Below are 23,929 nucleotides of genomic sequence, written 5' to 3' on the forward strand. Positions count from 1 at the left end.
CCTGCCCCCGTTACCTTCTTCGTAGCTCCTGATCAAGGAGTTGTGGTCGCCAGGTCCGGCATGACTGACGCCCCCAGTCGAACCCATGATCCGGGGGGTGGTGTCACCGGGCCTGGTGGCATCGAGGGACCGCTGATAGGGACACGGCCGCCAACCTGGTAGGTCTCGTCGTAACGTGGGTGCCGGCCATCGATGCTCGACCGGCGACCATTCGCGACGAACGAACGGCATACTGGATGAGCAGCGGTTTCGGGGTGTTCCTCGGCCTGGACGTCGGTAAGGGCACCCACCACGCTGTGGGCTTGGACCCGACCGGCAAGCGGCTGCATGACGGGCCCCTGCCCAACAGCGAGCCCAAGCTGAGAGCGTTGTTCGACAAGCTCACCAAGCATGGCTCGCTGCTGGTGGTGGTCGATCAACCCGCGACGATCGGCGCGCTGCCGGTCGCGGTCGCCCGCGCCGCCGGCCACCGGGTCGCCTATCTGCCCGGCCTGGCCATGCGCCGCATCGCCGACCTCTATCCCGGGCGGGCGAAAACCGACGCCCGGGATGCGTTCATCATCGCCGACGCGGCCAGGTCGTTGCCGCACACGCTGCGCCCGGTCGACGTCGGCGACGACGCCCTGGCCGAGCTGGACGTGCTGGTCGGGTTCGACGACGACCTGGCAGGCGAGGCCACCAGGTTGTCCAATCGCATCCGCGGCCTGCTCACCGGCGTCCACCCCGCCCTCGAACGCGCCATCGGCCCGAAGATCGCCCACCCCGCCGTGCTGGAGATCCTCTCCCGCTGCGGCGGCCCGACCGGCATCGCCAAAGCCGGGCGCCGCAAACTCACAGCGATCGCCACCACACACGCGCCCCGCATGGGCGACAAGCTCGTCACCGCGATCCTGACAGCTCTGGACGAACAGGCGGTCATCGTTCCAGGCACCGCAGCAGCGGACACCGTGCTGCCCCGCTTGGCTGACAGCCTGAAAACCGTGCTCGCGCAGCGCAAACAGGTCGCCGCCGAGGTCGAGGGGATACTCGATGCGCACCCTCTTGCCGGGGTCCTGACGTCGATGCCCGGCATCGGCGTCAGGACCGCCGCCCGGATCCTTCTGGAGATCGGCGACGCCTCCAGCTTCGCCTCCTCGGCGCATCTGGCCGCCTACGCCGGGATCGCCCCGGTCACCCGCAGCTCCGGGTCCTCCATCAAGGGCGAACACCCCGCCCGCACCGGCAACCGCAAGCTCAAACGAGCCTTCTTCCTCGCCGCGTTCGCCGCCCTGTCCGACCCGGTCAGCCGGACCTACTACGACCGCAAGAGAGCCGAAGGCAAGAAGCACAACGCCGCGCTCATCTGCCTGGCCCGTCGCCGCTGCGACGTCCTGTTCGCCATGCTCCGCAACAAGACCCACTACCGGCCACCCGAGCCTGTTCCCGCCCCGGCTGCGGCTTGACAACCCCATAGGGACACCCCCCACGAATCAGGCGCCATCCGCCATGCGTCACGTCCTCGAACGGCCTCCGAACCGTCGCGCCCGAGGCGGCCTGAGAAGGCGGAGCGTGCCCCGAGGCGGAACTCCCATCCGCCGCACCCTCCACGCCGTCGTCCGCTGCCCCGTCCTCTTCTCCGCTCCCCTAGCCGCGTCCCACACTCCGCCGCCGCACCATCTTCACCCGCCGCGCCCGACCCCGCGCAAATCCATCCACAGGCACCCGCGCCGTCGCATTTCATTCCCCTCGCGCTCGCACAACCTCAACTCGCAACGAACGACACGCCGGGGAAAGTTCCGTGTCCACAGCGCCTGATCCGGTGAACAATCTGGGACTCTCCGCACTCGAACAGGCCACAAAGCACGATCATCACGCGATCAAGGGTCCACCGATATCACCCGGCGATGACCCTCCGTCACGATCATGAAGAGAGACTGAGGATTCACACCGACCAGTCAGCGCAGTTTGGCATGGCTCGGTTGGAGATCGGCGACCGAACTGACGCCCAAGAGCTGCATCGTCCGCACGACCTCCTTTCGCAGGATCTCCACCACCCGCTGCACCCCGCGTTCACCGCCTGCCATCAGTCCATACAGATATGCCCGGCCGACAAGGCACAGGTCAGCGCCCATGGCCGTGGCGGCGACGATGTCCGCACCGGACAGGATTCCCGTGTCGAGCCAGATCTCCGCGTCCGACTTGACCTGGTCGACCACGCGGGGCAGCAACTCCAGCGGCGTCGGCGCACGGTCCAGCTGCCTGCCGCCATGGTTGGACAGGAGCACCGCGTCCGCGCCGTGCTTCACGACCTCGACCGCGTCATCGACGTTCTGGATGCCCTTCACCGCGAGCGCGCCCGGCCAGGCGGCACGCACCCAGTCCAGGTCGTCGAAGTTCAGGGTCGGGTCGAACATCGAGTCGATCAGTTCCGCGACGGTCCCGCCCCACGAACTCAACGAGGCGAACGTCAACGGTTCCGTGGTCAGCAAGTTGAACCACCACGCCGGATGCAGCGCCCCATCGACAAAGGTCCTCGGGGTCAGTTCCGGTGGAACAGTCAGCCCGTTCCGGATGTCCCGCAACCGCGCACCACCCACGGGTGTGTCGACAGTCAGCATCACGGTGTCGTAGCCCGCCTCCCACGCGCGGCTCAGCAACTCACGCCCAGCACCCTTGTCCCGCCACACATACAGCTGGAACCACCGGCGACCACCGGGCGCGGCCTCCGCCACCTCCTCGATCGAGGTGGTTCCCATGGTGGACAACGTGTACGGGATCCCGGCACGCTCGGCCACCCGCGCCACGGCCCGCTCGCCCTCGTGGTTCATCATCCGGGTGAAGCCGGTGGGCGCGAACGCGAACGGCAACGTGCTGCGTTTGCCGAGGACCTCGACGCTCGTGTCCGGATCCGCAACACCGCGCAACACGTTGGGTCGGAACTCGATGTTGCGGAACGCGGTGCGGGCGCGGCGCAGGCTGTCCTCCAGCTCGGCCGCGCCGTCGGTGTAGTCGAACACGGCGCGCGGGGTGCGGGCGCGGGCGATGGCGCGCAGGTCGGCGATGGTGTGCGCGGCGGCGAGTCTGCGGTCGGTGGGGTTGAGCACGAACTTCTTCGGCCGTAGCAGCTGGGCGAGCTCGGCGGGCCTGGGCAGGCGGCGCTGGGTCACGGGGTGCCCTCCTGTCGGAGCCGGGGCAGCCGTTTGCGGCTGGCGACGGCGAGCCGGTTGAACGTGTTGGCCACGCTGACGGTCCAGGCCACGGCGACGTACTGCTTCTTGGACAGCACCGCGGTGACCTCGGTGTAGACCTCGTCCGACACGTCCTGGGTCTGGGACAGCTTGCTCAACGCCTCGGTCAGCAGCAGCGCGGCGCGTTCCTGGTCGGTGTACAGCTCGGTCTCCCACCAGGCCGCGAGCAGGTGCAGGCGTCGTTGTTCCTCGCCCGCCTCCAGGGCCTGGCGGACGTGCTTGTCGACGCAGAACGCGCAGCCGTTGAGCTGGGACGCCCGGATCTGGACCAGTTCCACCAGCTTCTGGTCGAGTCCCGCGTCCCGCGCGGCCTGTTCCGCCGTGTCCCGGAGTTCCTGCAACTGCCGGAACGCGGGTGGGAGCGCGTCGGTCAGGTTGATTCGGCCGGTCATGGGACCAGCCTAGAACCGACCGGAACACGGATATGATCCAGTATCGTGCGTGTTTCATGGTCCAGTTCGGGCAGCGACCTGTACCTGGACTGGCACCCGGACAGCGGCCGTCTCGGCTTGGCCGACGCGTTGCGGGCGGCGATCCGGGAGGGCAGGCTCGGCCCGCGCTCAGCCCTCCCGTCGACCCGGGTGCTGGCCCGTGACCTCGGCATCGCCCGCGGCACGGTGACCAGGGTGTACGCGCAGCTGGCCGCCGAGGGCTACCTGCGGACCAGCCAGGGCGCGCCGACCACGGTCCGGTCGCTGCACCACACCCCGGCCGCCGTTCCGCCTGTTCCGGCTGTCCCGGCCGCGACGGCACGGTGGGACCTGCGCCCGTGCCGTCCCGATCCGTCGGCGTTCCCCCGGCAACAGTGGTTGACGCTGACCCGGCGGGTGATGCAACGGACCTCGCCGTCGGACCTGTTCGGCTACGGCGACGAGTTCGGACCATTGCCGCTGCGGGCCGCGCTGTCCCGGTATCTGGCGCGGGCGCGGGGCGTGGTCGCGAGTCCCGGGCGGATCGCGCTCTGTGCCGGTTTCTCCCATGCCATGGCGTTGTTGTGCCGGGCGTTCCGGAACCTCGGGATCGACGAGATCGCGTTCGAGGATCCGGGACTGGCGTCGTTGCGCCGGGTCGCGGCCACGGCCGGGCATCGCGTGGTCGGTGTCCCGGTGGACGAGTCGGGTATCGACGTGTCCGCGGTGCACGGCCCGGCCCTGGTGGTGACGCCCGCGCACCAGTTCCCGACCGGGGCGACGCTGGCGCCGGAACGGCGGTCGGAACTGGTCGGCCGGGCGGGACGGAACGGGACGTTGATCGTCGAGGACGACTACGACGGGGAGTTCCGGTTCGACCGGCGGCAGGTGGGGGCGTTGCAGGCGTTGGCGCCGGAACGGGTCGTCTACGCCGGGACGGCAAGCAAGACGTTGGCGCCGTCGTTGCGGATCGGCTGGCTGGTGTTGCCCCGGGCGCTGGTGGAGCCGATGCGGGTGGCGATCGCGGAGACCGGGTGGCACCAGCCCGCGCTGGACCAGCTGGTGCTCGCCGAGCTGATCGACTCCGGCGGCTACGACCAGCACGTCCGCCGCTGTCGGGCCGCGTATCGGCGCCGCCGGGACCGGCTGCTGGCGGCGATGCCCGACTACCTGACGCCTCGTGGCATCTCCGCAGGCCTGCACGTCCTGCTGTCCCTGCCGGAAGGGGCCGCGTCCGAGCAGGCGGTGCTCGCGGCGGCCCGGCGGCACAGTGTGGAACTGGGGGTGCTCGGCGACTACTGGGTGTCCGAGGGGCCGCATCCCCAGGGCCTGGTCGTCGGGTTCACCACGCCCGCCGAGCACGCGTTCGGCCCGACGCTGGACGCGTTCCTGGCCGCGTTGCGCGAGGTCTACTGACCGGTGCCGCGGACATGTGCGCGCACCCCGTGCAGGCCGAAGAGGATGAGCAGCTCGACCGCCCGGCCGTCGGCGCTGCCCAGCCAGTGCGGCAGGGACGTGTCGAACTCGGCCGCCTCGCCGGGCGGCAGCGTCAGGTCGCGTTCACCGAGAACCAGTCTCAGGCGGCCATTGAGGACGTACAGCCATTCGAAGCCCTCGTGCGTCTGCGGCGTCGGTTCCACCGGTTCCCTGGTGGCCGGGATGACCATCTTGAACGCCTGCACCCCGCCCGGTCGCCGGGACAACGGAACGAAGGTCATGCCGTACCGGTGGACCGGTTTGAGGTGGATACGCGGGTCGCCGGTGCGTGGGGCGCCGACGAGGTCGTCGAGCGGGACGTCGTAGGTGCGGGACAGCGGCAGCAACAGTTCCAGGGTCGCCCGGCGCTGACCGCTCTCCAACCGGGACAGGGTGCTCTCCGAGACGCCGGTCGTGGCGGCGAGGTCGGCGAGGGTGATGCCGCGTTCCCGGCGCAGTGCGCGCAACCGGGGCCCCACCGTGGCGAGGACGTCGTCCGTCTGTGGGTCCACGGTGCGTATCTTGCCAGAACCGCAAGTTTCCGTGCCAGAACGGGACAGCATGAAACAGACTGGGACGCGACGGAAGGAGTCCCGATGACCGCGTTCTGGGACAGCGTCTACACGGACCGCCCAGTGCTCGACCCACGCCCCAACGACCGTCTCGTGGAGACGGTCACGGGCCTGCCACCCGGTGCCGCACTCGATCTCGGCTGCGGCAACGGCGGCGACGCGCTGTGGCTCGCCTGCCAGGGCTGGCAGGTCACCGCGGTCGACATCTCGGCCGTGGCGGTGGCGCGGTTGGCCGCCCGCTCGGTCAAGCGTGTCGTCGCGGTCCGGCATGACCTGGCCGAGTCGTTCCCGCCGGGCGAGTTCGGCCTGGTCAGCGCCCACTATCTACACACACCGTTCGATCTGGACAGGTCAGCGGTCCTGCGTTCCGCCGCGCACGCCTTGCGCCCAGGCGGACGCCTGCTGATCGTCGACCACGGCTCGGTCGCGCCATGGTCGTGGGACCAGGACGCCGAGTTCCCGTCTCCTGTGGAGGTCGCGGCGGGCATCGACCTCGACCCAGCACAGTGGACGGTCGAGCGGGCCGACGCGCCCCGTCGGATCGCGACCGGACCGGACGGCCGGACCGCCGAGGTCACCGACCACGTGCTCGTCATCCGCCGACTGACGACTTAGGACACCGCATGCGCAACGACGCCCCGCCGCCCCGGACCGGGAACACCGAGATCGAGGTACTGCGCGGCTTCCTCGACTACCTGCGCGGCTCCATCGCCGCGAAGGTCGACTGCACGCCCGAACCCGGGGCCCGGACGGCCGCCGTGCCGTCCGGGACGAACCTGCTCGGCCTGCTCAACCACCTGACCTTCGTGGAACGGTCGATGTTCCTGGGGAGCAAGGTGACCAGGTGGCAGGCCACGTTCCGGGCCGCGCCCGCGGACACCGTGGCCGACGTGGTCACCCGGTACCGGGACGCGGTGGAACAGGCGAACAAGGTGCTCGACGGATGCACCGATCCCGGCGCGCCGCTGCCCGGCCGCCCCTCCCCCAGCCTCCGCTGGGCGCTCACGCACATGATCGAGGAGACCGCCCGGCACGCGGGCCACGCGGACATCCTGCGCGAGCTGGTCGACGGCGCGACCGGCCGCTGATCCCGGGACGGCTACTTGCCCACCCTGGTGGCAGTGTAGGTGACCGGCGCGAACGTCTCCGGGACCACGACGAGGTGCGGGTCGTAGTCGCCGCCCGGGACGACCGTCCACCCGTTCCACGCGGACGTGATGGTCACGACCGCGCCGTCCCGGGTGTGCCGGACGAGGTGCCCCTGCCACTGCTCGTTCCGCGGCGGCCTCGGGCTCAACGCCTTGACCAGGACGGGACTGAAGGGCTCCACGCCCTCCAGCACCCAGCCGCGCGCGCGGTCCTCGGTACGGACGAGGTAGCCGTCGCCGGACCGGTCCAGCCGCCAGCGGGTGGCCTCGGCGGGGGCGCCGAGCCCGACCTTGCCGTCCCGCTCGACCAGGGCCGAGCCGTCCTCGGCCGTGACGACGTAGACGCCGGAGACGTGGTCCTTCGGCGTTCCGGCCTGGGCCGTCGGGCCCGCGGCCGTTCCGGCCACGAGCGCCACTGTTGCCGCGATAACCGCGAATATCCTCACCGCTGGACCTCCCGGGTCGGCACCGCCCCGGCGGCGGCGCGCCGATCCGGGTATGCCCCACCGGCCCGCGGCCGACAGCGTGGAACGCGGTGAACCATCCGATCGGGTAGCCGATGTCACCTCGTGGGTCTCGGCACGACCACGGCGGCGAGGGGCAGGCGGCGGTGGTCGGATCCTCGCGTGCGGCAAGGGAATCCGCGCTTGGTCGGGTCCCGCTGTCGGGGGTAGGCGGTTACGGTGTGTATGTGTCGGTGCACAGCAGGCTGTTCCTCGGGGATGTGCTGTTGGCCGTGGTGCTGACCGGGTTGACCATGGTCAACCTGCTCGGCACCGGTACTCCGCCGCTCACCTACCTGCTCGCGGCGCTGGCGACCGCGCCGATCGCGGTACGGCAGCGGGCGCCGGTGGGGACGCTGGCGGTGATCCTGGCGAGCGTGGCCGCGTACAGCCTGTCGGGGTACCACGACTTCCCCGGTGGTGGGGTCGGTGTACTGATCGGGGTGTTCACCGTGGCCACCCTCCGGTCGCGGTCGACCGCCGCCGTCGCGTGGGTGGCGGCGGTGGCCGTCACGCTGGCCAACATCCGCTCGACCGGGAGCGTGAGCTGGCCGGAGGGGGCGCGGGGCATCCTCGTGGTGCTCGGCGCGTGGGTGCTGGGCGAGGGCACGAAGCGGTGGGGGCAGCGGATCGAGCGGCTGGCCGAGCAGTCCGCGCGGGCGGTCGCCGACGAACGGGGACGCATTGCTCGCGAGCTGCACGACATTGTCGCGCACCACATGTCGGTGATCTCGTTGCAGGCGGGCCTGGCGCGGTACGTGCTCGACACCGATCCGCCCACGGCGCGGACGGCGCTGGACACCGTGGGCGACAGCAGCCGCGCCGCGCTGACCGACATGCGCCGATTGCTCGACGTGCTCCGAGTCGACCACACCGAGGACACCGACTGGGAGGCGGAGAGCGGTCCGGGTCTTGCCTCGTTGACCGAGTTGGTGGACCGCATGCGCGCCGCGGGGCTGCCGGTCGAGATGGTGGTCCACGGGCGGTCCCGCGCGCTCCCGCCGGGGCCGGACACGTGCGCCTACCGGGTCGTCCAGGAGTCGCTGACGAACGTGCTCAAGCACGCGGGTCAGGCCACCGCGCGGATTGGGCTCGACTACGGCGACCGGGCCCTGCTGCTCAGGATCACCGACGACGGGGTCGGCGCGGGGCCGCTGCGCATCGGGCCGGACTCGCACGGGATCCGCGGCATGCGCGAACGGGTCGAGCTGTTCGGTGGCACGTTCAGCGCGGGCCCGGCCGAGGGCGGTGGTTTCGTCGTGGCCGCCGAACTGCCGATGACCGAGCCCGCGCAGCCCGGCCGCGATGACGTCGACCACGCACCATCGGACTGACCGGTGGCGGGAAGCCGATCCTCGCCTGCCGGTCCGTCGCACACTCGGTCGGGCCGTCAACGGTGCGGCCCAGGACGTCGTCCGCGTATCGGCGTTGCCACCAGGGGCGTCGAGGGCAGGTCGGGACATGGTCGGAGTTCCGGGTCGCGCCACTAGATCGCGCCCGTGCGGATGGCGTAGGCGACGGCGTGCGAGCGGTTGCGGAGGTTCAGCCTGGTGATCATCGTGTGCACGATGTTCTTCACCGTCCGCTCGGAATAGCTGAGCCGCACGGCGACCTCCAGGGTGTCGCAGCCGTCGGCCAGCAGCCGCAGGACGTCCAGTTCGCGGGCGGCGAGCCCGGACGGGCTGAGGCCGTGCGGGGCCAGGACCTCGCGCTGGAGCGCGCCGACCTGTCGGAGCATGTCGCCGAGAAGGTCCGAGGGCAATGCACCGCGCCCGGCCGCCGCGTCCTCGATCGCACCGACCAGCCGGTCGCCGGTCGCGGTCGCCCGGGGCAGCACGACGGCGACCCGGCACTCGACGATGGTCAGCAGGTCGGTCGGGTTCAGCGAGCCGGTGACCAGCACCTGCGGGCTGCCGTACTCCGCCGCCGTGGCGCGCAGCAACGCCACGGTCTCGGCGGAGACCTGGTCGGTGGCGACGACGACCACGTCGGCGGGGCCCGGCGCCAGCACCACCTCGGGGCGGGCGCCGAGGCTGCTCGCGAGGCCGTGGGCGGTCAACGGGTCGGTCGCCCGCACGGCCACCCGGGTCCGCGGGCGTCGGCGACCGGTGTCGACGGGCAGGCTCACTCGCACGGGATCGCACGCGCTCGTTCGGGTCACGATGTCGACGGTAGGAAACCGGGCGGTGTCGGACGTCGCCCGACGATGGCAGTTCCGCCTACCCTCCTGGTGGTACCGGCGGATACCACCACGGGGAGGCGACGCGGGCCGGTCGCGCCACTAGCGTCCGGTGTCGTGCCCGTGACGTGCGGCTTCGACGTGGTGGACGTGCTCCCCGCGGTGCTGCTGACCGGCCTCGCCGCGGCCGGGCCCGCTGCGGCGGGCGACTGGCCGGAATGCGCGCTGGCCGCGGCGACCGTGGCACCACTCGCCCTGCGCGGGCGCGCGCCGGTGATCACGACGACGGTCGTCGCGGGCCTGTCGACCGTGTGCGGCCTGCTGGGCTACGGCGAGCCCGCGGCGGGTCTGGGCCTGCTGGTCGGCATGTTCACCGTGGCATCGCTCCGACCACCGCGCGTGGCCGCGGCGATGTTCCTGGTGACGGTGCTGGTCGCCGATCACGCGGACGTCCAAGGCGTCCTTGCGCTGCTCGGGGCTTGGTTGCTGGGCGAGGGCACGCGGTGCTGGGGGCGGCGCGTGGAATGCCGTGCCGGACAGGCGATTGCTCCGAGCTGGGTGTGCGCGGCCAGGGAGTCGCACGAGGTCGCCGCGCACCACCTGTCGGCCATCTCGGTGCAAGCCGGATTGGCCCGATACCTGCTGGACAAAGACCCGACCAGCACCCGGCAGGCGGTCGACGCCGTCGGTGCCGCCAGCCGGGAAGCTCTGGCGGAGTTGCGATGCCTGCACGACATCCTCCGGATCGACGCCGACCGCGCCCCGCAACCGGGCCTCGCAGGCCTGGCCGACCTGGTGCGGCGCGCACGCACGGCCGGGCTCCCCGTGCACGTGACAATCACCGGCGAAGTCCGTGCATTACCACCAGGATTGGACCTATGCGCTTACCGAATGCTCCAGGAAACCCTTGGAACAGCGCAGGAATCCGTCGGAGCGACCACGGCACACATCGACGTGCACTACGGTCGGTGCACACTCACCCTCGCGGTGACCGGCACCGGTCCCGGCCGCTTCGAGACGACCCGGCGCCGCGCGGCGCTGTACGGCGGCGTCATCACCGCCGGTCCGACGGAGAAAGGCCATGCCGTGGTCCTGCGCCTGCCCCTGGGCGAGGTCCGATGACCATCCGCGTCCTGGTCGTCGACGACCAGCCGCTGATCCGGACCGGCCTGGTCGCGCTGCTCGACGCCGCCCCCGGCATCGAGATCGCGGCCGAGGCGGCGGACGGCGCCCAGGCCCTGGCGCTGGCGGAGAGCACGCGGCCGGACGTGATCCTGATGGACATCCGCATGCCCGCCCTCGACGGCATCAGCGCCACCCGCCGGATCCTGGCCACCGCGGTCGAGAACCCGCCCCGGATCATCGTGCTGACCACCTTCGACCTCCCCGAGTACGTCTACACCGCACTCAGCGACGGCGCGTCCGGGTTCCTGCTCAAGGACACCCCGCCCGAACGCATCATCTCCGCCGTGCACGCGGTCGCGGCGGGCGACATGCTCATCGCCCCCAGCATCACCCGCCGTCTCATCGAGGCCTACGCCGACCACCACCGCACCGTCGTCGCGGACGACCGCCTGACCGTCCTGACCCGCCGCGAGGTCGAGGTACTCCGACTGGTCGGCAACGGCCTGACCAACACGCAGATCGCCCACCGGCTGGTGCTGAGCGAGGAGACCGTGAAGACGCATGTCAAGCGCACCATGAACAAGCTCCACCTGACCAGCCGCGCCCAGGCCGTGGTGGTCGCCTACGAGACCGGCTTGATCATCCCCGCGCACCGCCCCTGACCCCGGCCGGCACACTACCCACCGGGGAACCCGATCTTCACGTGAAAGGTGCGGTACCGGTGGGGGTAGTGAAGTGGTGGCACGGCCGAAAACGTAAGTGGCCGTGGATCGTGGGTGCATCCGTCCTGGCGCTGTTCATCGTCGCCGGAATCGTCGGCAGCCCCCGCCAACAACCCGGCACGGCCCCGACGACGCCATCCGCGGCGGCTCCCGTCGCAGTTCCTGCGGACCTGGTCGGGAAGAACGCCGCCGAGGCCAGAAAAACCTTGACCGACCTCGGCATCACCTCCGTCGACTACAAGTCCGTCGACGGCCGCACGGTCGTGATCCCGGAGAACTGGACCGTCACCGCCGTCGAGGACACCACCGAGGGCCGGGCCAGACGGATCGTCCTGCGGGTCGACAAACCGCAGCCCACCACCACACCCCGCCCGACCACAACGGCCGCCACCACCGCCCCGGCCCCGCCTCCGGTCGAACCCGACGTCCCCACCCCCGACCTCCCCGACCCGGGAACCGACGTCCCGCCCCCGGCCGAGGTCTACTACAAGAACTGCGCCGCGGCCAAGGCCGCGGGCGCCGCCCCCATCCACCGCGGCCAACCCGGCTACCGCTCCCAACTCGACGGCGACGGCGACGGCACCGCCTGCGACAAATAGCCGTGCGACAGCCCCTGCGACTCCGGCCTCGGCGACACGACCGCATGCCGGTGCCCGATGCCGGTCGGTATCGGGCATCGAGCAGCTTGCGCTAGTCCTCCGGTGGGTCGAGCAGATCGTCGAGGGTGGGTTGGTCGGCCTCGACAAGCGCGGCCTCGGCAGCCGCCAGGAGGGCGGCGGCGGTCGCCTCGTCACCCGCGCAGGTGCGGAGGCGGGCGGACTCGGCCGCGGCGACGGCGGCGGGGGTGTCGAAGGCAGCCCGGATGAGGCGCAGGTAGACCGCGCGATCGACGGGGCGGTCGAGATGCCGGACGATCGGGACCAGGCCCTTGGTGATACCGAACGCGAGTTGTACCGGCAGGGCCTCGGCGAGGTCACCGAGATCGGCGTCGGGGTGCAGGATCCGCGCGATCGCGATGACCGTGCCGATGACGTCCGCGGTGTGCCGCGCGGCCTGCTCGATCGGCCCTGCCTCGCGGATGCCGTCCTGCGGCGCGAGGTGGAGCGTCACCGCGACCTCGATCTTGGCGATCGGCTGGCCGGTGGACCACATCCGGCAGGCGATCGCCTGGCGCACCCGGCCCGCCTGGTGCCCGTCCTGGCTGCGCGGCCCCAGCAGCGTGGTGATCACCGACGAGGCGACCCGGTGCTTGGCCAGTGTCCGGGCGAACTCGTCGTACTCGCGCTGCCAGTTGGCGGCGCGTCGCGCGAACCTGCCGTCGCCTACCTCGGTCACCAACTGCGCCACGCACAACAGTGTCATGCTGGTCAGCTCACCCGGCTGCACCGCCCGCAAGGTGGCGACAAGCGTGCGCGCGGACTCGATGCACAGGCCGCTGTGGACCACGATCCGACCGATTTCGGTGAGTCGGTATCCGGCCTCCGCACCGGCGAGAAAATCCCACGCGCGCAGCTGTTCGATCACCTTCCGCACCGTCTCCGCGGGGAATGGGTCCTTCTCGCCGGTGTTCCGTGCCTGGAAGGCCCCGAAACTCCAGGCCAGGAACCCGATCACCGCGGCCGCGTCCGTGCACTCGGCCGCGCCGGAGAGTCCTTGGAGGACGGCCAGTACCAGGGTGTGCAGGTCCAGGTCGCGGGCGAGCAACGCGGACCTGGTCAAATCGACATCGGCGCACACATAGTCGCGCCAGATCCGCTCGGCGTCGAGCCCTCCCGCGGACATGACGATCGCCTGCGCCGGGCCCACCCCCTGAGCGTTGCGACCGGCGCGCCCCGCCATGTTCTTGTACTCGGACACCGAGTACGGCCTGCCCTGCCGTCCGGGGTGCTCCAGCTCGCACAGCACGACCGTGTCGGCAGGCAGGTTGACGCCCTGCGCGAGGGTCGTGGTCGCCACCACGACCCGGATCTCGCGGGCCTGACCACGAAACCCGCGCTCCACGGCTTTCCGCTCGTCATCGCGGAGATCGGCATTGTGGAACGCGACACCGCGGCCGAGGCAGGCGCGCAGCACCTGCCCCACGCGGGAGACATCCTCACCGGGCAGGTCCTCAAGCACCGTCGCCGCGGCGGCGAGGCCGAGCCTGCCCGCCAACCGCTGGGCGAACGTGCGCGTGCCCGCGCGCCGGGACCGGAACACGATCACCTGACGCCCCTCGGCCACCAGGTTCTCGACGAGTCGCTCCACAAGATCGTCACCCGTGGTCAGGCCCGATGTGGTCAGCAGCTGTCGTTCGTCGTCGACGGCACTCTCCTGCCTGCCGCCATGGGTCCGATGGCGGTAGATCCCGTCGGGACTGAGCACACCTTCGGACAGCGGTATCACCCGGTCCGGAATGCTCACCGGCTCCGCGCCCAACCAGCTCGCCAACTCCTCCGGGTCGCCCAGCACGGCCGAGAGCCCGACCAGCTGAGGCATGGGGGCGCCCATTCCCACACCACGGCGGAGACGGGTGAACAGCAGTTCCAGGCGCGGTCCCCGATCGGGTAGCAGCAGGGACTGGATCTCATCGACGACCAGTACACCGACACGCTCGATCATCGACGGTCGCCGAGTGAGCAACCCGAGGAAGGCCTCGTAGGTCAGCACGGCCACCCGGTACTCGCCCGAGAGCAGGTCCCCGATCTGGTCTCGCAGCTCGCCGGTCACCCGGATGACCTTGAGCCCCAGCTCGGCGTAGTCCGCCGTGAACTGCTCGTACTTCTCGTTGACAAGAGCGCGGCTGGGCAGCAGAAAGACGGTCTTGCGGTCCTGCGCCGCGGCATGCAACGCGACGATCTCGCCGATCTTCGTCTTGCCCGCCGCGGTCGGCGCGACGACCAGGGCGGCACAGCCACGGAGCACGCCGCCTCGGTTGATCGCGGCGACCTGCACGTCGTTGAGCTTGCCGATCCGGTCCCGCCACAGTTCGGCGACGGAGCCGGGGACACCGTAAGGCACCAGGGACAGCACATCCTTGTTGACCGGCGGCGGCTCGATGGGACCACCGAGCGCGGCGTAGCGGGCACCGGGTACCAGCGGCGGGAATTGGATGCGACACATCGCCCCGACGAAGGTGGGATGCTGTCTGCGGGCGTCGTAGCCGATCCGCTCGTCGGCGACCCGATCCAGCACGTAGTCCACCAGAGCGGCCAGGGATACCCGACCTTCCCGCAGCACGGCGCCCGCGCCCATCAGCCCCTGCACGAGATGGTGGGTGAGGATGCCGTGCCTGTACCTGGCCTGTTCGAAGGCCTCCTCGTCGGCCGAGGCGGCCCCCAGGAACACCCGGCCCGCACCGCTGACCGCCTTCAGGGCGTCCCACGCGTCGCTCCCGTCGGACCGAGCACCGGCACCGTCGTCGGGTTCGAAGAACGCGCGTGCCAGCAGGCCGCCGGAGAAACAGCAGTCGAGGATACCGACCACCATCCGGCCGCGGATGGCGTTGACGAGTTCGACCAGGTCGGCCAGTGGCAGGGCGGTCTCGGCGAACCGACCCCGAACGGCGTCGTGGGTCGCCAGCTCCCGCGAGCGCGTCCCATGCCCCGAGTAGGTGATGACGACGATGTCGTCGTCATCACTGACCGCGGCGATGGCGCGGAGCTCGGCGGTGATCCTGGCCCGGGTGGCCGCGGCGTCCTCGACGAGGACGCAGTTGCCGTCGACGTTGTCGGAGAACAGGGCGTGCAGCACCCGAGCGTCCCGGGCGGCGAACTTCAGCTGCGGGAAGGCGGCGTCGCGATAGGTGTCGATGCCGATGAAGAGCCCATGGAAGGTACAGGTCACGCCTCGTCCCAGCCTCTCCATCGCGGGGTCGAGCGGATCGCCTTGAGCAGGTACTCCAATTCGGACCCGATCAACGCCTCGACGATGTAGTGGTCCAGGGTGTAAGGCCCAAGGAGCATCGGGATGTCGTGGATCTCGGCGCCGGGCAACACCACCGGCAGGACATGGGCCTCCCAGTCCGGGTAGCGCTGGAGCAGGTTCCTGATCACGCGGAGCTCGCTGCGGATGCCGGGGTGACCGGCTCCTTCGTACGTACCGTCGCCGACCGCCCGACACGTCGGTGACGCGATGACGATGACGAAGTCGGCGGCGCGAATCTCCCGCAGCGCCCATTGATCCCATTCCGTGCGCGGGCCTTCCTGCTCCTCGTCGATGCGTGGTTCCGTACCATGCGAGCGCAGCAGGTTGGCGAACGACCGGACCTGTTCCTTCCACGATTCGTTCTCGTGGACATAGCAGATGAAGACCTGGGGGCTGTAGTCGGGAAGCGCGATTCCGGGGATATCCGAATTCCGGGCGGACACAGCAGGTGACTGGGCGGAAGCGGCCAGCGATATCTCGAACTCGCCCGACTTCGGCGTCGGGCGCAGGTCGTCCTCCCCGTCCGGTTCCGGGTCGAAGCGCGCGGTCACCCGGAATCCCTGGGTCGTCGAGCCTTCCGGCGCGAGCAATACGATCCACGCCGAATAGGATCCGGGGTGGACACCGGATTTCCCCTGGCCGACGTGCCGCCACCGGATCGAGTCGCCCCCGGTGCCGTACACGTGCACCGGGCCCCCGGTCGGCGGGATGTGCACGTCGGCGTCGGCGACATCGGCGACCGGGACGAACTCCAGGACGCGGCTGAGCGCGTAGGACGTGGCGGGCCTGCGGACGGCGGCACCTTCCGGCACCGCGGCCACGACCGCGGAATCCCTGCCCAGCAGGGAAAAGTCGACCTCGAACGAGCGCACGACAGGCGCGTCGGGCCGCAGTCGGAGGTCGTAGCCGATCTTCACCAGGTGCGCGACCTTGCCCGGGAAGGTCGCCGCCCCGGCACCGGTCACCGAGTGCACCTGCCACCGACCCAGGCGGACCTGACCGACGGCCACCTCCGCGGGCCCGTCGTCGATCCGGCGGCCGGTGTTGTCCACGAGTGCGAGCGTGACCTCGATGTCAGGGTCCTGCTGCATGCCCGTTCCTTTCTGCCCGATGGGTGTGCCGGGCGACAGATTAGACAGCGGAACCGATGTCCTGAAACCGGGCATGAGCCTGTCATCTATTTGTCACGAAGTTGTCGAAACACGCGCGGCGGCGCATTTGCCGGGCGACCTTCTCCTGTGGTTTGCTGCCTGTCGCACCGTCGAGGACACGTAGGCGCCCGCCCATCCCGATCGGTCGACGAATATTTTCCGCGTGATCGGGTCCTTTGACCGGGCAGGCGGACCTCCAATCCGAGAAAGGTCTTTTCCCGTGGTGGATATCGTGGACGAATCAGTCCTGCCCACGCGCGCGGCCGCGGAGACGCGCCGCCGCGACCAGGCCGTGACCGCGTGTTGTCTCGCGGCGGCCGTGGCGGGTGCCCCGGACCTGGCCGAGGACAAGCGCGCCGACGCGCTGATGAGCTGCCTCGGAGTGCTCACCGCCGCACACCGGATCGACACGGCCCCCACGATGTCCCGCTTCCGCGCCGGACTGCGCGGACCACTACGGGATCTGCTGCCTCGCGACATCGACATCACCGGGATCGGCGACCTGGTGCTGCTCGACGACCGGGGCCGGTTCACCGACGAGGCCGAGGACCTGTGCGCGGAGTTCCTGGTGCCCTCCGCCGCGCTGGAGGAGCACTGGCCCTGGCATCAGGTGGCCGCCGAGCAGGAGGAACGACGCGTCTACGAGGTGCTGCGCAGGTTGCCGGAGGCGGAGTACGCGCGGTTGCGCGCCCATCTGGTCGATGAGCCCGTGGGTGACCTCCGGTCGTTGCGTCGCGTCTGCGACGGTTCGCTGTCACAGTTCTACGAGCCGATCGCACAGTGGCCATGGCGACAGGTCCGCGGGTGGTACTTCCCCTGTCCCGACTGCCGTTGGCCGATGCGCGTGGTCGACGGCGACACCATCGTGGAGGTGCGCTGCGAGGCGCACGCGCGACATGGCATCACCTACACCTGCCGCACCGACGGCCCCGCGGGCGTGGCGCCCGAGTTGCGCCCCGTCGGGCGCCGCGCCCCCGAGGTGGCCGGGCAGCCCGCTACCCGGGAGTCCCTGGCAGTGCGTCGAGTCGTCTGGCGGTATGTGACCTTGCCCGGGCTGCTGGAGTGCCGGGTGCGCGATCACGCTCTCCGGCTCGGCGCGGAGGTGGTGATGTGGCCGCACCGGGACCGCTACGACCTGGCGGTCACGCTCGGCGAACAGGTGTGGCGGGTGGATGCCAAGGCCTGGGCGTCGCCGGTCGCCCTCGGCGAGGCACTGCGCGGGACCCGACCCGCCGCGCCCGGACTCCTCATCGTCGTCCCGGACCACCAGCGCCCGAGCCTGGAGCTGCTGCGGCACCTGGTCGGCGGCTCCGGCTACCGGGTGTTGACAGCCAAGGACCTGAAGACCGAGCTGACCAGGGCCGCGGCGGTGGCGGCATGACCGCGGCCGATACCAGCCCAAGCGGGCTCGCCGTCCGGATCGCCTGCGCCCTCGCCGAGGAGTTCTTCGGGTTCCCCGACGCGGACGACCGCACGGCCGTCCCGGTGGACGCGGCGGCCTTGATCGCGTCCGGGCGGCTGGACCTGTGGCACGACTGGGCCGCGCAGCCCGAGTCGACCCGCCGCCTGGTAGGCCGGTTCCTGCGGGTGCGGCCCAACGAGATCGGGGCGACGCGTCGGTTCGTCGAGGCGGTCCGCGGTCTGCACGAGGACGCCGACGGCCCGTACACGGTCCCGGAGGGTGTCGACGGCCACGCGGTCACGGTCGTCGCCCGGCACGGTCAGCGACCGTTGGACCTGGCCGCCCGCCTGGTCGACGAGGCGGAGGCCAGGTATGCCAGGACCAGGCGTCCGCTGCCGGTCGCCGGACCCGGTCGATGGACCTTCGGCTGGCGTGGCCAGTCCGTGGTGGAGCTTCCGATGACCGTGGCGGGCGCGGAGGTGGAACCGATCGAGCTGCACACGACCCCGCCCGTACGCGATCTCACGGTGACCCCCGCCCGGTTGCGGCGACTGGCGGCGAAGGTCGCCGAACGCAACGGCGAGGACCCTTGGCAGGTCCGGGTTCTCGACGGCCTGTTCGCGGGCCTGCGCGACGACACCGACCTGCCGGTGCGCGAGCTGCTCCTGCGACCGGGCGGGATACGGCTGCTCAACGCCCCGACCGGGGTGGGCAAGTCGGTGCTCATCCGAGTCCTCGCCCTGCACCTCGCCGAGTGCGGAATCCCGGTCGCGATCGTCGTCGGCACCATCAACGAGGCCATGAACACCGCCGACAAGCTGACCCAGGACCTCCTGGCACTGGGCATGCCACAGCGCTGCGCCGCGCTGGTCTCCCCCCAACGCCTCGCCGGGAAGAGCAAACAGGCGGCGGCACGCGGGCAGTGGGACCGATTCGACGCCCTGGCCTACGGTTGCGCGCTCGCGGCGTCGGTCGTCGACGGTCCCCAACCGAACGCGTCGGACGAGCCGTGCACCAGGCTGCGGGCCGAGGTCGAACCCGTGCCCGAGCGCAAGCGGGCCGTGGAGCCTCGGCACCTCTGCCCGTACGCGGGGTCGTGCGGGCGCCACCAGGGGTTCCGGGCGGCGGCGGCGGCCGACATCGTCGTCACCAACCATCACAACCTCGTGCACGGCACGGTGCCGGTCCCGGTGCGTGTCGACGGCGTCGACCTGGGCAGGCTCCCGGTTCGCGAGCTTCTCCTGCGCCGATGCGCGGTCGTGCTCGTCGACGAGGTGGACCTGTTGCAAAGCAACATGTTCGACGCGGGCGCCCGCCAGCTGAAGCTGGCGGCGAGCGGTTCGGGCGTCGAGCTCCCGCTCGTCCGGCTCGACAACGAGCGGACCATGTTGCTGCCCGCCGAGGACCGCGCGGTCGTCCCGCCACTGACCCGCACCCGGTTCCTGGCCGACCAGTTCCTCAACTACGTGCTGGAGGGCGATCTCTGGCTGGGTGATCCCGACCCGACCGGGCCGGGAGCACGCCGAGCGGATACGGGGAGTGCCGGTTCGGGCTGGCACCTGCCCGGGTCGCAGGACCGGATGTTGCTCACGTACCTGTTCGCCATCGACGACAGCAACCCGGACGAGGCAGTCTCCGTCGCGGTCTACCAGCGGTTCAACGCGCTGTTCCCGGACACGGGACAGACCGTCGACCCGGCCGAGCCGCGGTGGCAGCACGGCGTCGCGGAGTTGCTGCGGTCGTCGGTCAGCAACGACAGCGGCCAGGACCGCATCCGCGAGGTACGGCACCAGCTCCACGAGGTGCTCGTCGAGCAGGTCGCGAACGCCCGGGCACGCCGAGACGTGGTCAACGCCCTGCTGGTGCGCACCTGGCTCGGCGCACTGCACCAGGCACTGACCCGCCTCACCTACGCCGTCGCCGCACCGGGCACGGAGCTGCCCGCCGCCCGGGTGCTCGCGGAGCAGCTGGGCACGGTCGCACAGCAGCAGGCGATCCCGTACGGCCCGCTCGGCTACCTGCTTTTCGGGTTCCGGATCGACCGGGTGGACGATCCCCGACCCGGCGGCACGCTGTCCGTGCAGGCCATCGGCGGCGACCCGCACACCACGGTCGCCCAGTTCGGCGGCACGGTCGCGCTGGCGGCCGCGGGCGTGGAGCGCGTCGTACTCGGCCTGTCCGCCACCGCGTTCTTTCCCGGCGCCGCACGCGAACACATCCGGTCGGAGATCACCTACGCGATGACCGATGCCACACCGGGGGCGTTCACGACCCAGGACGGCCGGGCGCTGGACGGGCAACAGCCGATCCGCATCGCCGGACGCGCCGAGTCGGGGAAGGACAAGGCGATCCGCGCGCTCGGCGCGTTCCTGTGGAGCCAGCACATCGACGGTCACCTTCGCGAGCTCGCCGAGACCGCGCCCGAACGCGAACTGTGCATGCTCGTCGGCAACTCCTACCGGCATGCCGCGCTGCTCGCCGCCGGGATCGCGGGCAAGGTGGCCGACCCCGGCTGGGTGGCCGTCGTGGTGCCCGGTCATGCCCAGCCGTCGCCGGTGGTGCTCCCCGACGGGGTCGTGACGATGACCGCCGAGGACCTGGAGTCGTTGCCGGACCGGCACCCCGCGGTCAAGGTGTGCATCGCGCCGCTCGGTCTCGTCGCCCGCGGGCTCAACATCCTGGTCCCGGGTGATCAGCGCTCCGCGCTGGCCTCGGTGTGGGTGTGCGTGCGCCCACCGACACAGATCGCGGACTCCGCGGAGATGTTCGCCAGCGTCAACGCGTACGCGTTGAGCCGAGGCGGGCCGGGCAACGACCCGGTGGCCGCCCTGACCGCACAGCGCGAGGGCGCCTTCTCCAGGTTGTTCCTGATCCTCACCAGCGATCCCCGCTTCAGCAGGCTCAGCCGACCGCTCAAGGCCGAGGCGGTCGCCAGGATGCTGGTCCAGATGATCCAGCTCGGCGGGCGGGCCCGACGTGGTGGCACCGCCGTGCGGCTGTTCCTCGTGGACGGCGCGTTCCACGACACGAAGCTCGGCACCGACATCCCCGGCCTGCTCCGCTACTACTACGACAACCTCTCCGTCGGCTCGCGGCGCGAGCTGCGGCGCATCTACGGCTCGACGCTGGTGTCCTGGCTGGAGTTCGCCGGTATCGAGGACAAGGAGGACCGGTGACCACCGGGGTGAAGGAACTGCGTCTCCTGGCGTACCCGCTGACCGACGTGCTGCACGGTGTGGTGTGGGTCCACAGGTTCCCGGATCGGGTCGGTGAGGTCTGGGACGGGCTGGTGGACCGGTACCGGGATCTGGTGCACCACCGGGTCAACCTCCCGTACTCGGGCCTGGCGACCGCGTTGCGCGCGTACGGCAACGCCTGCGTGAACCTGTTCCCCACCAGCCGTGACAGACCGCCGCGGCAGATGGTGTCCAGCAGGCCGCTCGACCCGCGCGACGTCCGCGACGCGGTGGCATTGTGGGAACAGGCGGTGCTCGGCGTGCCGGACGACGAGATCACCTTCGGGTACCCGAGCGAGCTCGCCGACCTGGTCGCGGGCAGTCCCGCCGAACCGGTGTCGCTCGCCGACCAGGTGCGGCACAGCGGAAGCCAGCCCGACGCGCCGAACTGGGTCTACGACGCGGCGACCTGGGAGGCGGCCCGGTTGCTGGCGGCCAGGCCGTGGCAGGTCGACGGGCGGGAGGTGACGTTGCGCGCCGACACCGACGGGAACCTGGTGGCCTGGGACGAGCGGACGCTGTGGTCCGGTTCCTGGCGGGCGGAGGCCGAACGCTCCTACGCGACCCTGCGGGTCCGGCTGATGATGAAGACGGTACCGGGCATGCGGACACCCGTATTGGTACTCGACCCGGCGGTGTCGCGGTTGAGCCGCTGGCTGAACGGCAGCAGCAACGCCTGGCTGGCGCCCCGCGACAACGGCGACCCATTGCTGTGCCTTGCCGTGGAAGGGCGGGGACGGGTCGGCCGGATCGAGCGCACCAGCGGCATCGCCCTCACCGTGGCCCACCGGCTGCGCGGCGAACACCTGCTCGGCCCGGAGGACCACGACCTCACCGGTGTTCCCGGCAGGCTGCGGGCGCTGGTGGCGAAGTCCGTCCGGTTCCCGGTCGGCCGGGGCGTGGGCATGTACACGCTGCGCGAGCTGAGCAGGCACGCCCGCGAGGTGCTCGGGGTGCCGAACGTGTCCGCCCGGGAGGTGGCCGGGCACCGGTTCTCGCTGCAGTCCAGGCGCAAGACCGAAGCGGGCCGGGACGCCGACCTGCTCGATCGGGACGGGCTCCCGGCGATCATCACCGCCACGGGTGCCGAACGGCTCCGCGTACTGCTCCTCTACACCACACAACAGACGCGCGGCCGGGTCCAACGTCTCCTCGCCCACCACTTCGACCAGGCGAGCCTCGCCGACGGTATCCCGGAGGACATCGCGGTCCCGGTCGGCGAGCGCGTCGAGATCGTCGTCCACCACGCGGCCGCGTTGCTGGCCCATGGCGACCACCGCGAGCGGGCCGCGCACCGGGACCGGATCCCCCACCTCGTCGCACCGCCGGGCACGCGGGTGCTGGCACTGTGCGAGACCGAGTATGACGGCAACAGTCCCGAGGGCGACGGCAAGCACATCGTTCGCCGGTTGCTCGCCGAACGCGGCGTGCTGGCCCAGTTCCTGCGGACGGCACCGCCGACCAAGCAGGTAGACAACGCACCGGCGGACGGCGACGCTGACGAGTGCATCACCGTGAACGTGGTCTCTGCCGACCACGCGGGACACAACGCGATCGCCGACCTGCTGCGCGCGGCAGGGCTGGTCCACCCGAGACTGACCAGCGCGCTGGCCTACGGTCGCCTCGGGACGAAAGAGCCGTTGGCGTTCGTCGGTCTGCATGTGCGCGAGCAGCGTGGGCAGGCGTGGGCCAAGGGCCGACCGAAGCTGAGCTGGTCGTTGGTCGCGATGGTGCCGGAGGGAGCGCATTGGCGGACACTCGCGTACCAGTTCTCACCACACCCGGTGACCGGCGGCGGGACGGGGTGGCGGGACTACTTCACCGCGAACGCCGCGTTCCGCGCACTCCCCCTGCCCGATGGCAAGCGCGACGACGAGACCCTGGTCGTCGCCATCGACATCGCTCTCGGCCAGTTGCAGCCGCACCTGGTCGACGACGCGGGATACGTGCTGATGGTGTCCGGCGACAGTTCGCGGTCGCTATGGCCGCTGCTGGCGAACAAGAACCTCGACCTCGCACCGGACTCGACCGGCCGGATCGGCGACCGCCCCGCCCTACCCGGGTGGAACCCCGGTCTCCGCAACCGTCCGCGCGCGGTCGTCCGGATCACCTCGGGTACACCCGACCTGCCGCGCCCGGTCGAGGTCCACGACCTCGGTGCGCCGCCGGACCACGAGCGGCGGGTCATCAAGCAGACCCGGTCGCTCTACCAGCTCGATGACGCCGTGAACACATGGGTGCTGGCCAATGTCCCACGCCAGTTCGACGGTGGGTTCCCGCGACGGGCGGGTGCCGAGCACGGACGTTGGTCGGCGAGCCCGGGACTCAACCGGAGCACCTGGTACGTGCATACGAACACCGAGATAGTGGTTGTCGGGGCGGATGGTGACCCGCTGCGGTATGCCGTGGCCGCCGCGCGGCTGTGCGACCACGCGGTGTCCTGGGACGGGCGAACCCGGTATCCGGCGCCGGTGCACCTGGCGGCGTTGATGGACCGCGACCACCCCGAGTATCGGCGAACCGTCGACGGGGAGACCGGGGTGGACGAGATCACCGGGGCCTTGCCCGACGGATGACCACTAGCAGCGTGTCGCACCACTAGTGTCCTGCGTCTGAAGTTCGTTGATGAATTGTAGGGTTGTCGGGTGGCTCGTAGAGGTCGGCCGGTGGCCGCGGTGGTGTTGACGGACGAGGAACGTCAGGTGTTGACACGTTGGGCGCGGCGGGCGAAATCGTCGCAGGCGTTGGCGCAGCGGTGCCGGATCGTGCTGGGCTGTGCCGATGGCAAGTCCAACCAGGAGGTGGCGGTCGAGTTGGGGATCTGGCCGCAGACGGTGGGCAAGTGGCGGCGCCGGTTCCTGCAGCGGCGGCT

At 70.9% G+C, this 23,929-nt stretch carries 19 protein-coding genes; 12 read left to right on the top strand and 7 right to left on the bottom strand.

Annotated features, from left to right (window positions below; all coding sequences use genetic code 11):
• The first annotated feature begins 236 nt into the window (after positions 1 to 236).
• Positions 237 to 1,442: an IS110 family RNA-guided transposase gene (locus tag C503_RS0135570; protein ID WP_018685199.1), complete on the top strand. Its 1,206-nt coding sequence runs from the start codon at positions 237 to 239 to the stop codon at positions 1,440 to 1,442.
• Between the two features lie 492 nt (positions 1,443 to 1,934).
• On the opposite strand, the gene C503_RS0135575 is transcribed toward C503_RS0135570, so the two are convergent.
• Positions 1,935 to 3,146, bottom strand: coding sequence for an alpha-hydroxy acid oxidase (locus C503_RS0135575; RefSeq protein WP_018686986.1), 1,212 nt, complete (start codon positions 3,144 to 3,146; stop codon positions 1,935 to 1,937).
• Positions 3,143 to 3,619, bottom strand: a complete 477-nt coding sequence (locus tag C503_RS0135580; protein WP_018686987.1) for a carboxymuconolactone decarboxylase family protein — start codon at positions 3,617 to 3,619, stop codon at positions 3,143 to 3,145. Before C503_RS0135580 ends, C503_RS0135575 begins: the two co-directional genes overlap by 4 nt.
• A 45-nt stretch (positions 3,620 to 3,664) precedes the next feature.
• On the opposite strand from C503_RS0135580, the gene pdxR reads away from it, so the two are divergent.
• Positions 3,665 to 5,053, top strand: a complete 1,389-nt coding sequence (gene pdxR / locus C503_RS0135585; RefSeq protein WP_018686988.1) for a MocR-like pyridoxine biosynthesis transcription factor PdxR — start codon at positions 3,665 to 3,667, stop codon at positions 5,051 to 5,053.
• Here the strand turns inward: pdxR and C503_RS0135590 are convergent.
• Positions 5,047 to 5,625 (bottom strand): helix-turn-helix domain-containing protein, encoded by a 579-nt coding sequence (locus tag C503_RS0135590; RefSeq protein ID WP_018686989.1) that lies wholly within the window; start codon positions 5,623 to 5,625, stop codon positions 5,047 to 5,049. The two genes, pdxR and C503_RS0135590, sit on opposite strands and share 7 nt — an antisense overlap.
• Positions 5,626 to 5,709: 84 nt before the next feature.
• On the opposite strand from C503_RS0135590, the gene C503_RS0135595 reads away from it, so the two are divergent.
• Complete coding sequence (locus C503_RS0135595; RefSeq protein ID WP_018686990.1) at positions 5,710 to 6,300, top strand: class I SAM-dependent methyltransferase; 591 nt, start codon at positions 5,710 to 5,712, stop codon at positions 6,298 to 6,300.
• Between the two features lie 8 nt (positions 6,301 to 6,308).
• Positions 6,309 to 6,773 (top strand): DinB family protein, encoded by a 465-nt coding sequence (locus C503_RS0135600; protein ID WP_018686991.1) that lies wholly within the window; start codon positions 6,309 to 6,311, stop codon positions 6,771 to 6,773.
• An 11-nt stretch (positions 6,774 to 6,784) separates the two neighbouring features.
• On the opposite strand, the gene C503_RS0135605 is transcribed toward C503_RS0135600, so the two are convergent.
• Entirely contained in the window at positions 6,785 to 7,240 is a 456-nt protein-coding gene (locus C503_RS0135605) for an RICIN domain-containing protein (protein ID WP_156893744.1), read from the bottom strand.
• Positions 7,241 to 7,524: 284 nt separating this feature from the next.
• Between C503_RS0135605 and C503_RS0135610 the strand changes: the two genes are divergently transcribed.
• Positions 7,525 to 8,670, top strand: coding sequence for a sensor histidine kinase (locus C503_RS0135610; RefSeq protein ID WP_211222522.1), 1,146 nt, complete (start codon positions 7,525 to 7,527; stop codon positions 8,668 to 8,670).
• 152 nt (positions 8,671 to 8,822) lie between these two features.
• Here C503_RS0135610 and C503_RS0135615 read toward each other — a convergent pair whose 3' ends face one another.
• Positions 8,823 to 9,464: a LuxR C-terminal-related transcriptional regulator gene (locus C503_RS0135615; RefSeq protein ID WP_018686994.1), complete on the bottom strand. Its 642-nt coding sequence runs from the start codon at positions 9,462 to 9,464 to the stop codon at positions 8,823 to 8,825.
• Between the two features lie 168 nt (positions 9,465 to 9,632).
• On the opposite strand from C503_RS0135615, the gene C503_RS42140 reads away from it, so the two are divergent.
• The 3 genes from C503_RS42140 to C503_RS48690 all read left to right on the top strand — a co-directional run bounded on the left by C503_RS42140 (position 9,633) and on the right by C503_RS48690 (position 11,961).
• The gene (locus C503_RS42140) at positions 9,633 to 10,637 is read left to right on the top strand and encodes a sensor histidine kinase (RefSeq protein WP_033401413.1); all 1,005 of its coding nucleotides are present in this window, start codon (positions 9,633 to 9,635) and stop codon (positions 10,635 to 10,637) included.
• Complete coding sequence (locus C503_RS0135625) at positions 10,634 to 11,302, top strand: response regulator (protein WP_018686996.1); 669 nt, start codon at positions 10,634 to 10,636, stop codon at positions 11,300 to 11,302. The genes C503_RS42140 and C503_RS0135625 overlap by 4 nt, the downstream gene beginning before the upstream one ends.
• A 110-nt stretch (positions 11,303 to 11,412) precedes the next feature.
• Positions 11,413 to 11,961 (top strand): excalibur calcium-binding domain-containing protein, encoded by a 549-nt coding sequence (locus tag C503_RS48690; protein WP_018686997.1) that lies wholly within the window; start codon positions 11,413 to 11,415, stop codon positions 11,959 to 11,961.
• Between the two features lie 91 nt (positions 11,962 to 12,052).
• On the opposite strand, the gene C503_RS0135635 is transcribed toward C503_RS48690, so the two are convergent.
• Together C503_RS0135635 and C503_RS0135640 are read right to left on the bottom strand one after the other, a co-directional pair.
• Entirely contained in the window at positions 12,053 to 15,187 is a 3,135-nt protein-coding gene (locus tag C503_RS0135635) for a DEAD/DEAH box helicase (RefSeq protein ID WP_018686998.1), read from the bottom strand.
• Positions 15,184 to 16,359, bottom strand: coding sequence for an SEFIR domain-containing protein (locus tag C503_RS0135640; RefSeq protein WP_018686999.1), 1,176 nt, complete (start codon positions 16,357 to 16,359; stop codon positions 15,184 to 15,186). The genes C503_RS0135635 and C503_RS0135640 overlap by 4 nt, the downstream gene beginning before the upstream one ends.
• Positions 16,360 to 16,651: 292 nt before the next feature.
• Between C503_RS0135640 and C503_RS0135645 the strand changes: the two genes are divergently transcribed.
• The 4 genes from C503_RS0135645 to C503_RS0135660 all read left to right on the top strand — a co-directional run.
• Positions 16,652 to 17,800, top strand: a complete 1,149-nt coding sequence (locus tag C503_RS0135645) for a restriction endonuclease-related protein (RefSeq protein ID WP_211222523.1) — start codon at positions 16,652 to 16,654, stop codon at positions 17,798 to 17,800.
• On the top strand, positions 17,797 to 20,997 hold the full coding sequence (locus tag C503_RS0135650) for a hypothetical protein (protein WP_018687001.1): 3,201 nt from the start codon (positions 17,797 to 17,799) through the stop codon (positions 20,995 to 20,997). The genes C503_RS0135645 and C503_RS0135650 overlap by 4 nt, the downstream gene beginning before the upstream one ends.
• Entirely contained in the window at positions 20,994 to 23,633 is a 2,640-nt protein-coding gene (locus C503_RS42150) for an RNaseH domain-containing protein (protein ID WP_018687002.1), read from the top strand. Before C503_RS0135650 ends, C503_RS42150 begins: the two co-directional genes overlap by 4 nt.
• A 69-nt stretch (positions 23,634 to 23,702) precedes the next feature.
• Positions 23,703 to 23,929, top strand: a 227-nt coding sequence (locus C503_RS0135660) for a helix-turn-helix domain-containing protein (RefSeq protein WP_211222524.1), incomplete at its 3' end; no start/stop codon positions are given.

The organism is Actinokineospora enzanensis DSM 44649, assembly GCF_000374445.1.
In the GTDB taxonomy this organism is placed as follows: Bacteria; Actinomycetota; Actinomycetes; order Mycobacteriales; family Pseudonocardiaceae; genus Actinokineospora; species Actinokineospora enzanensis.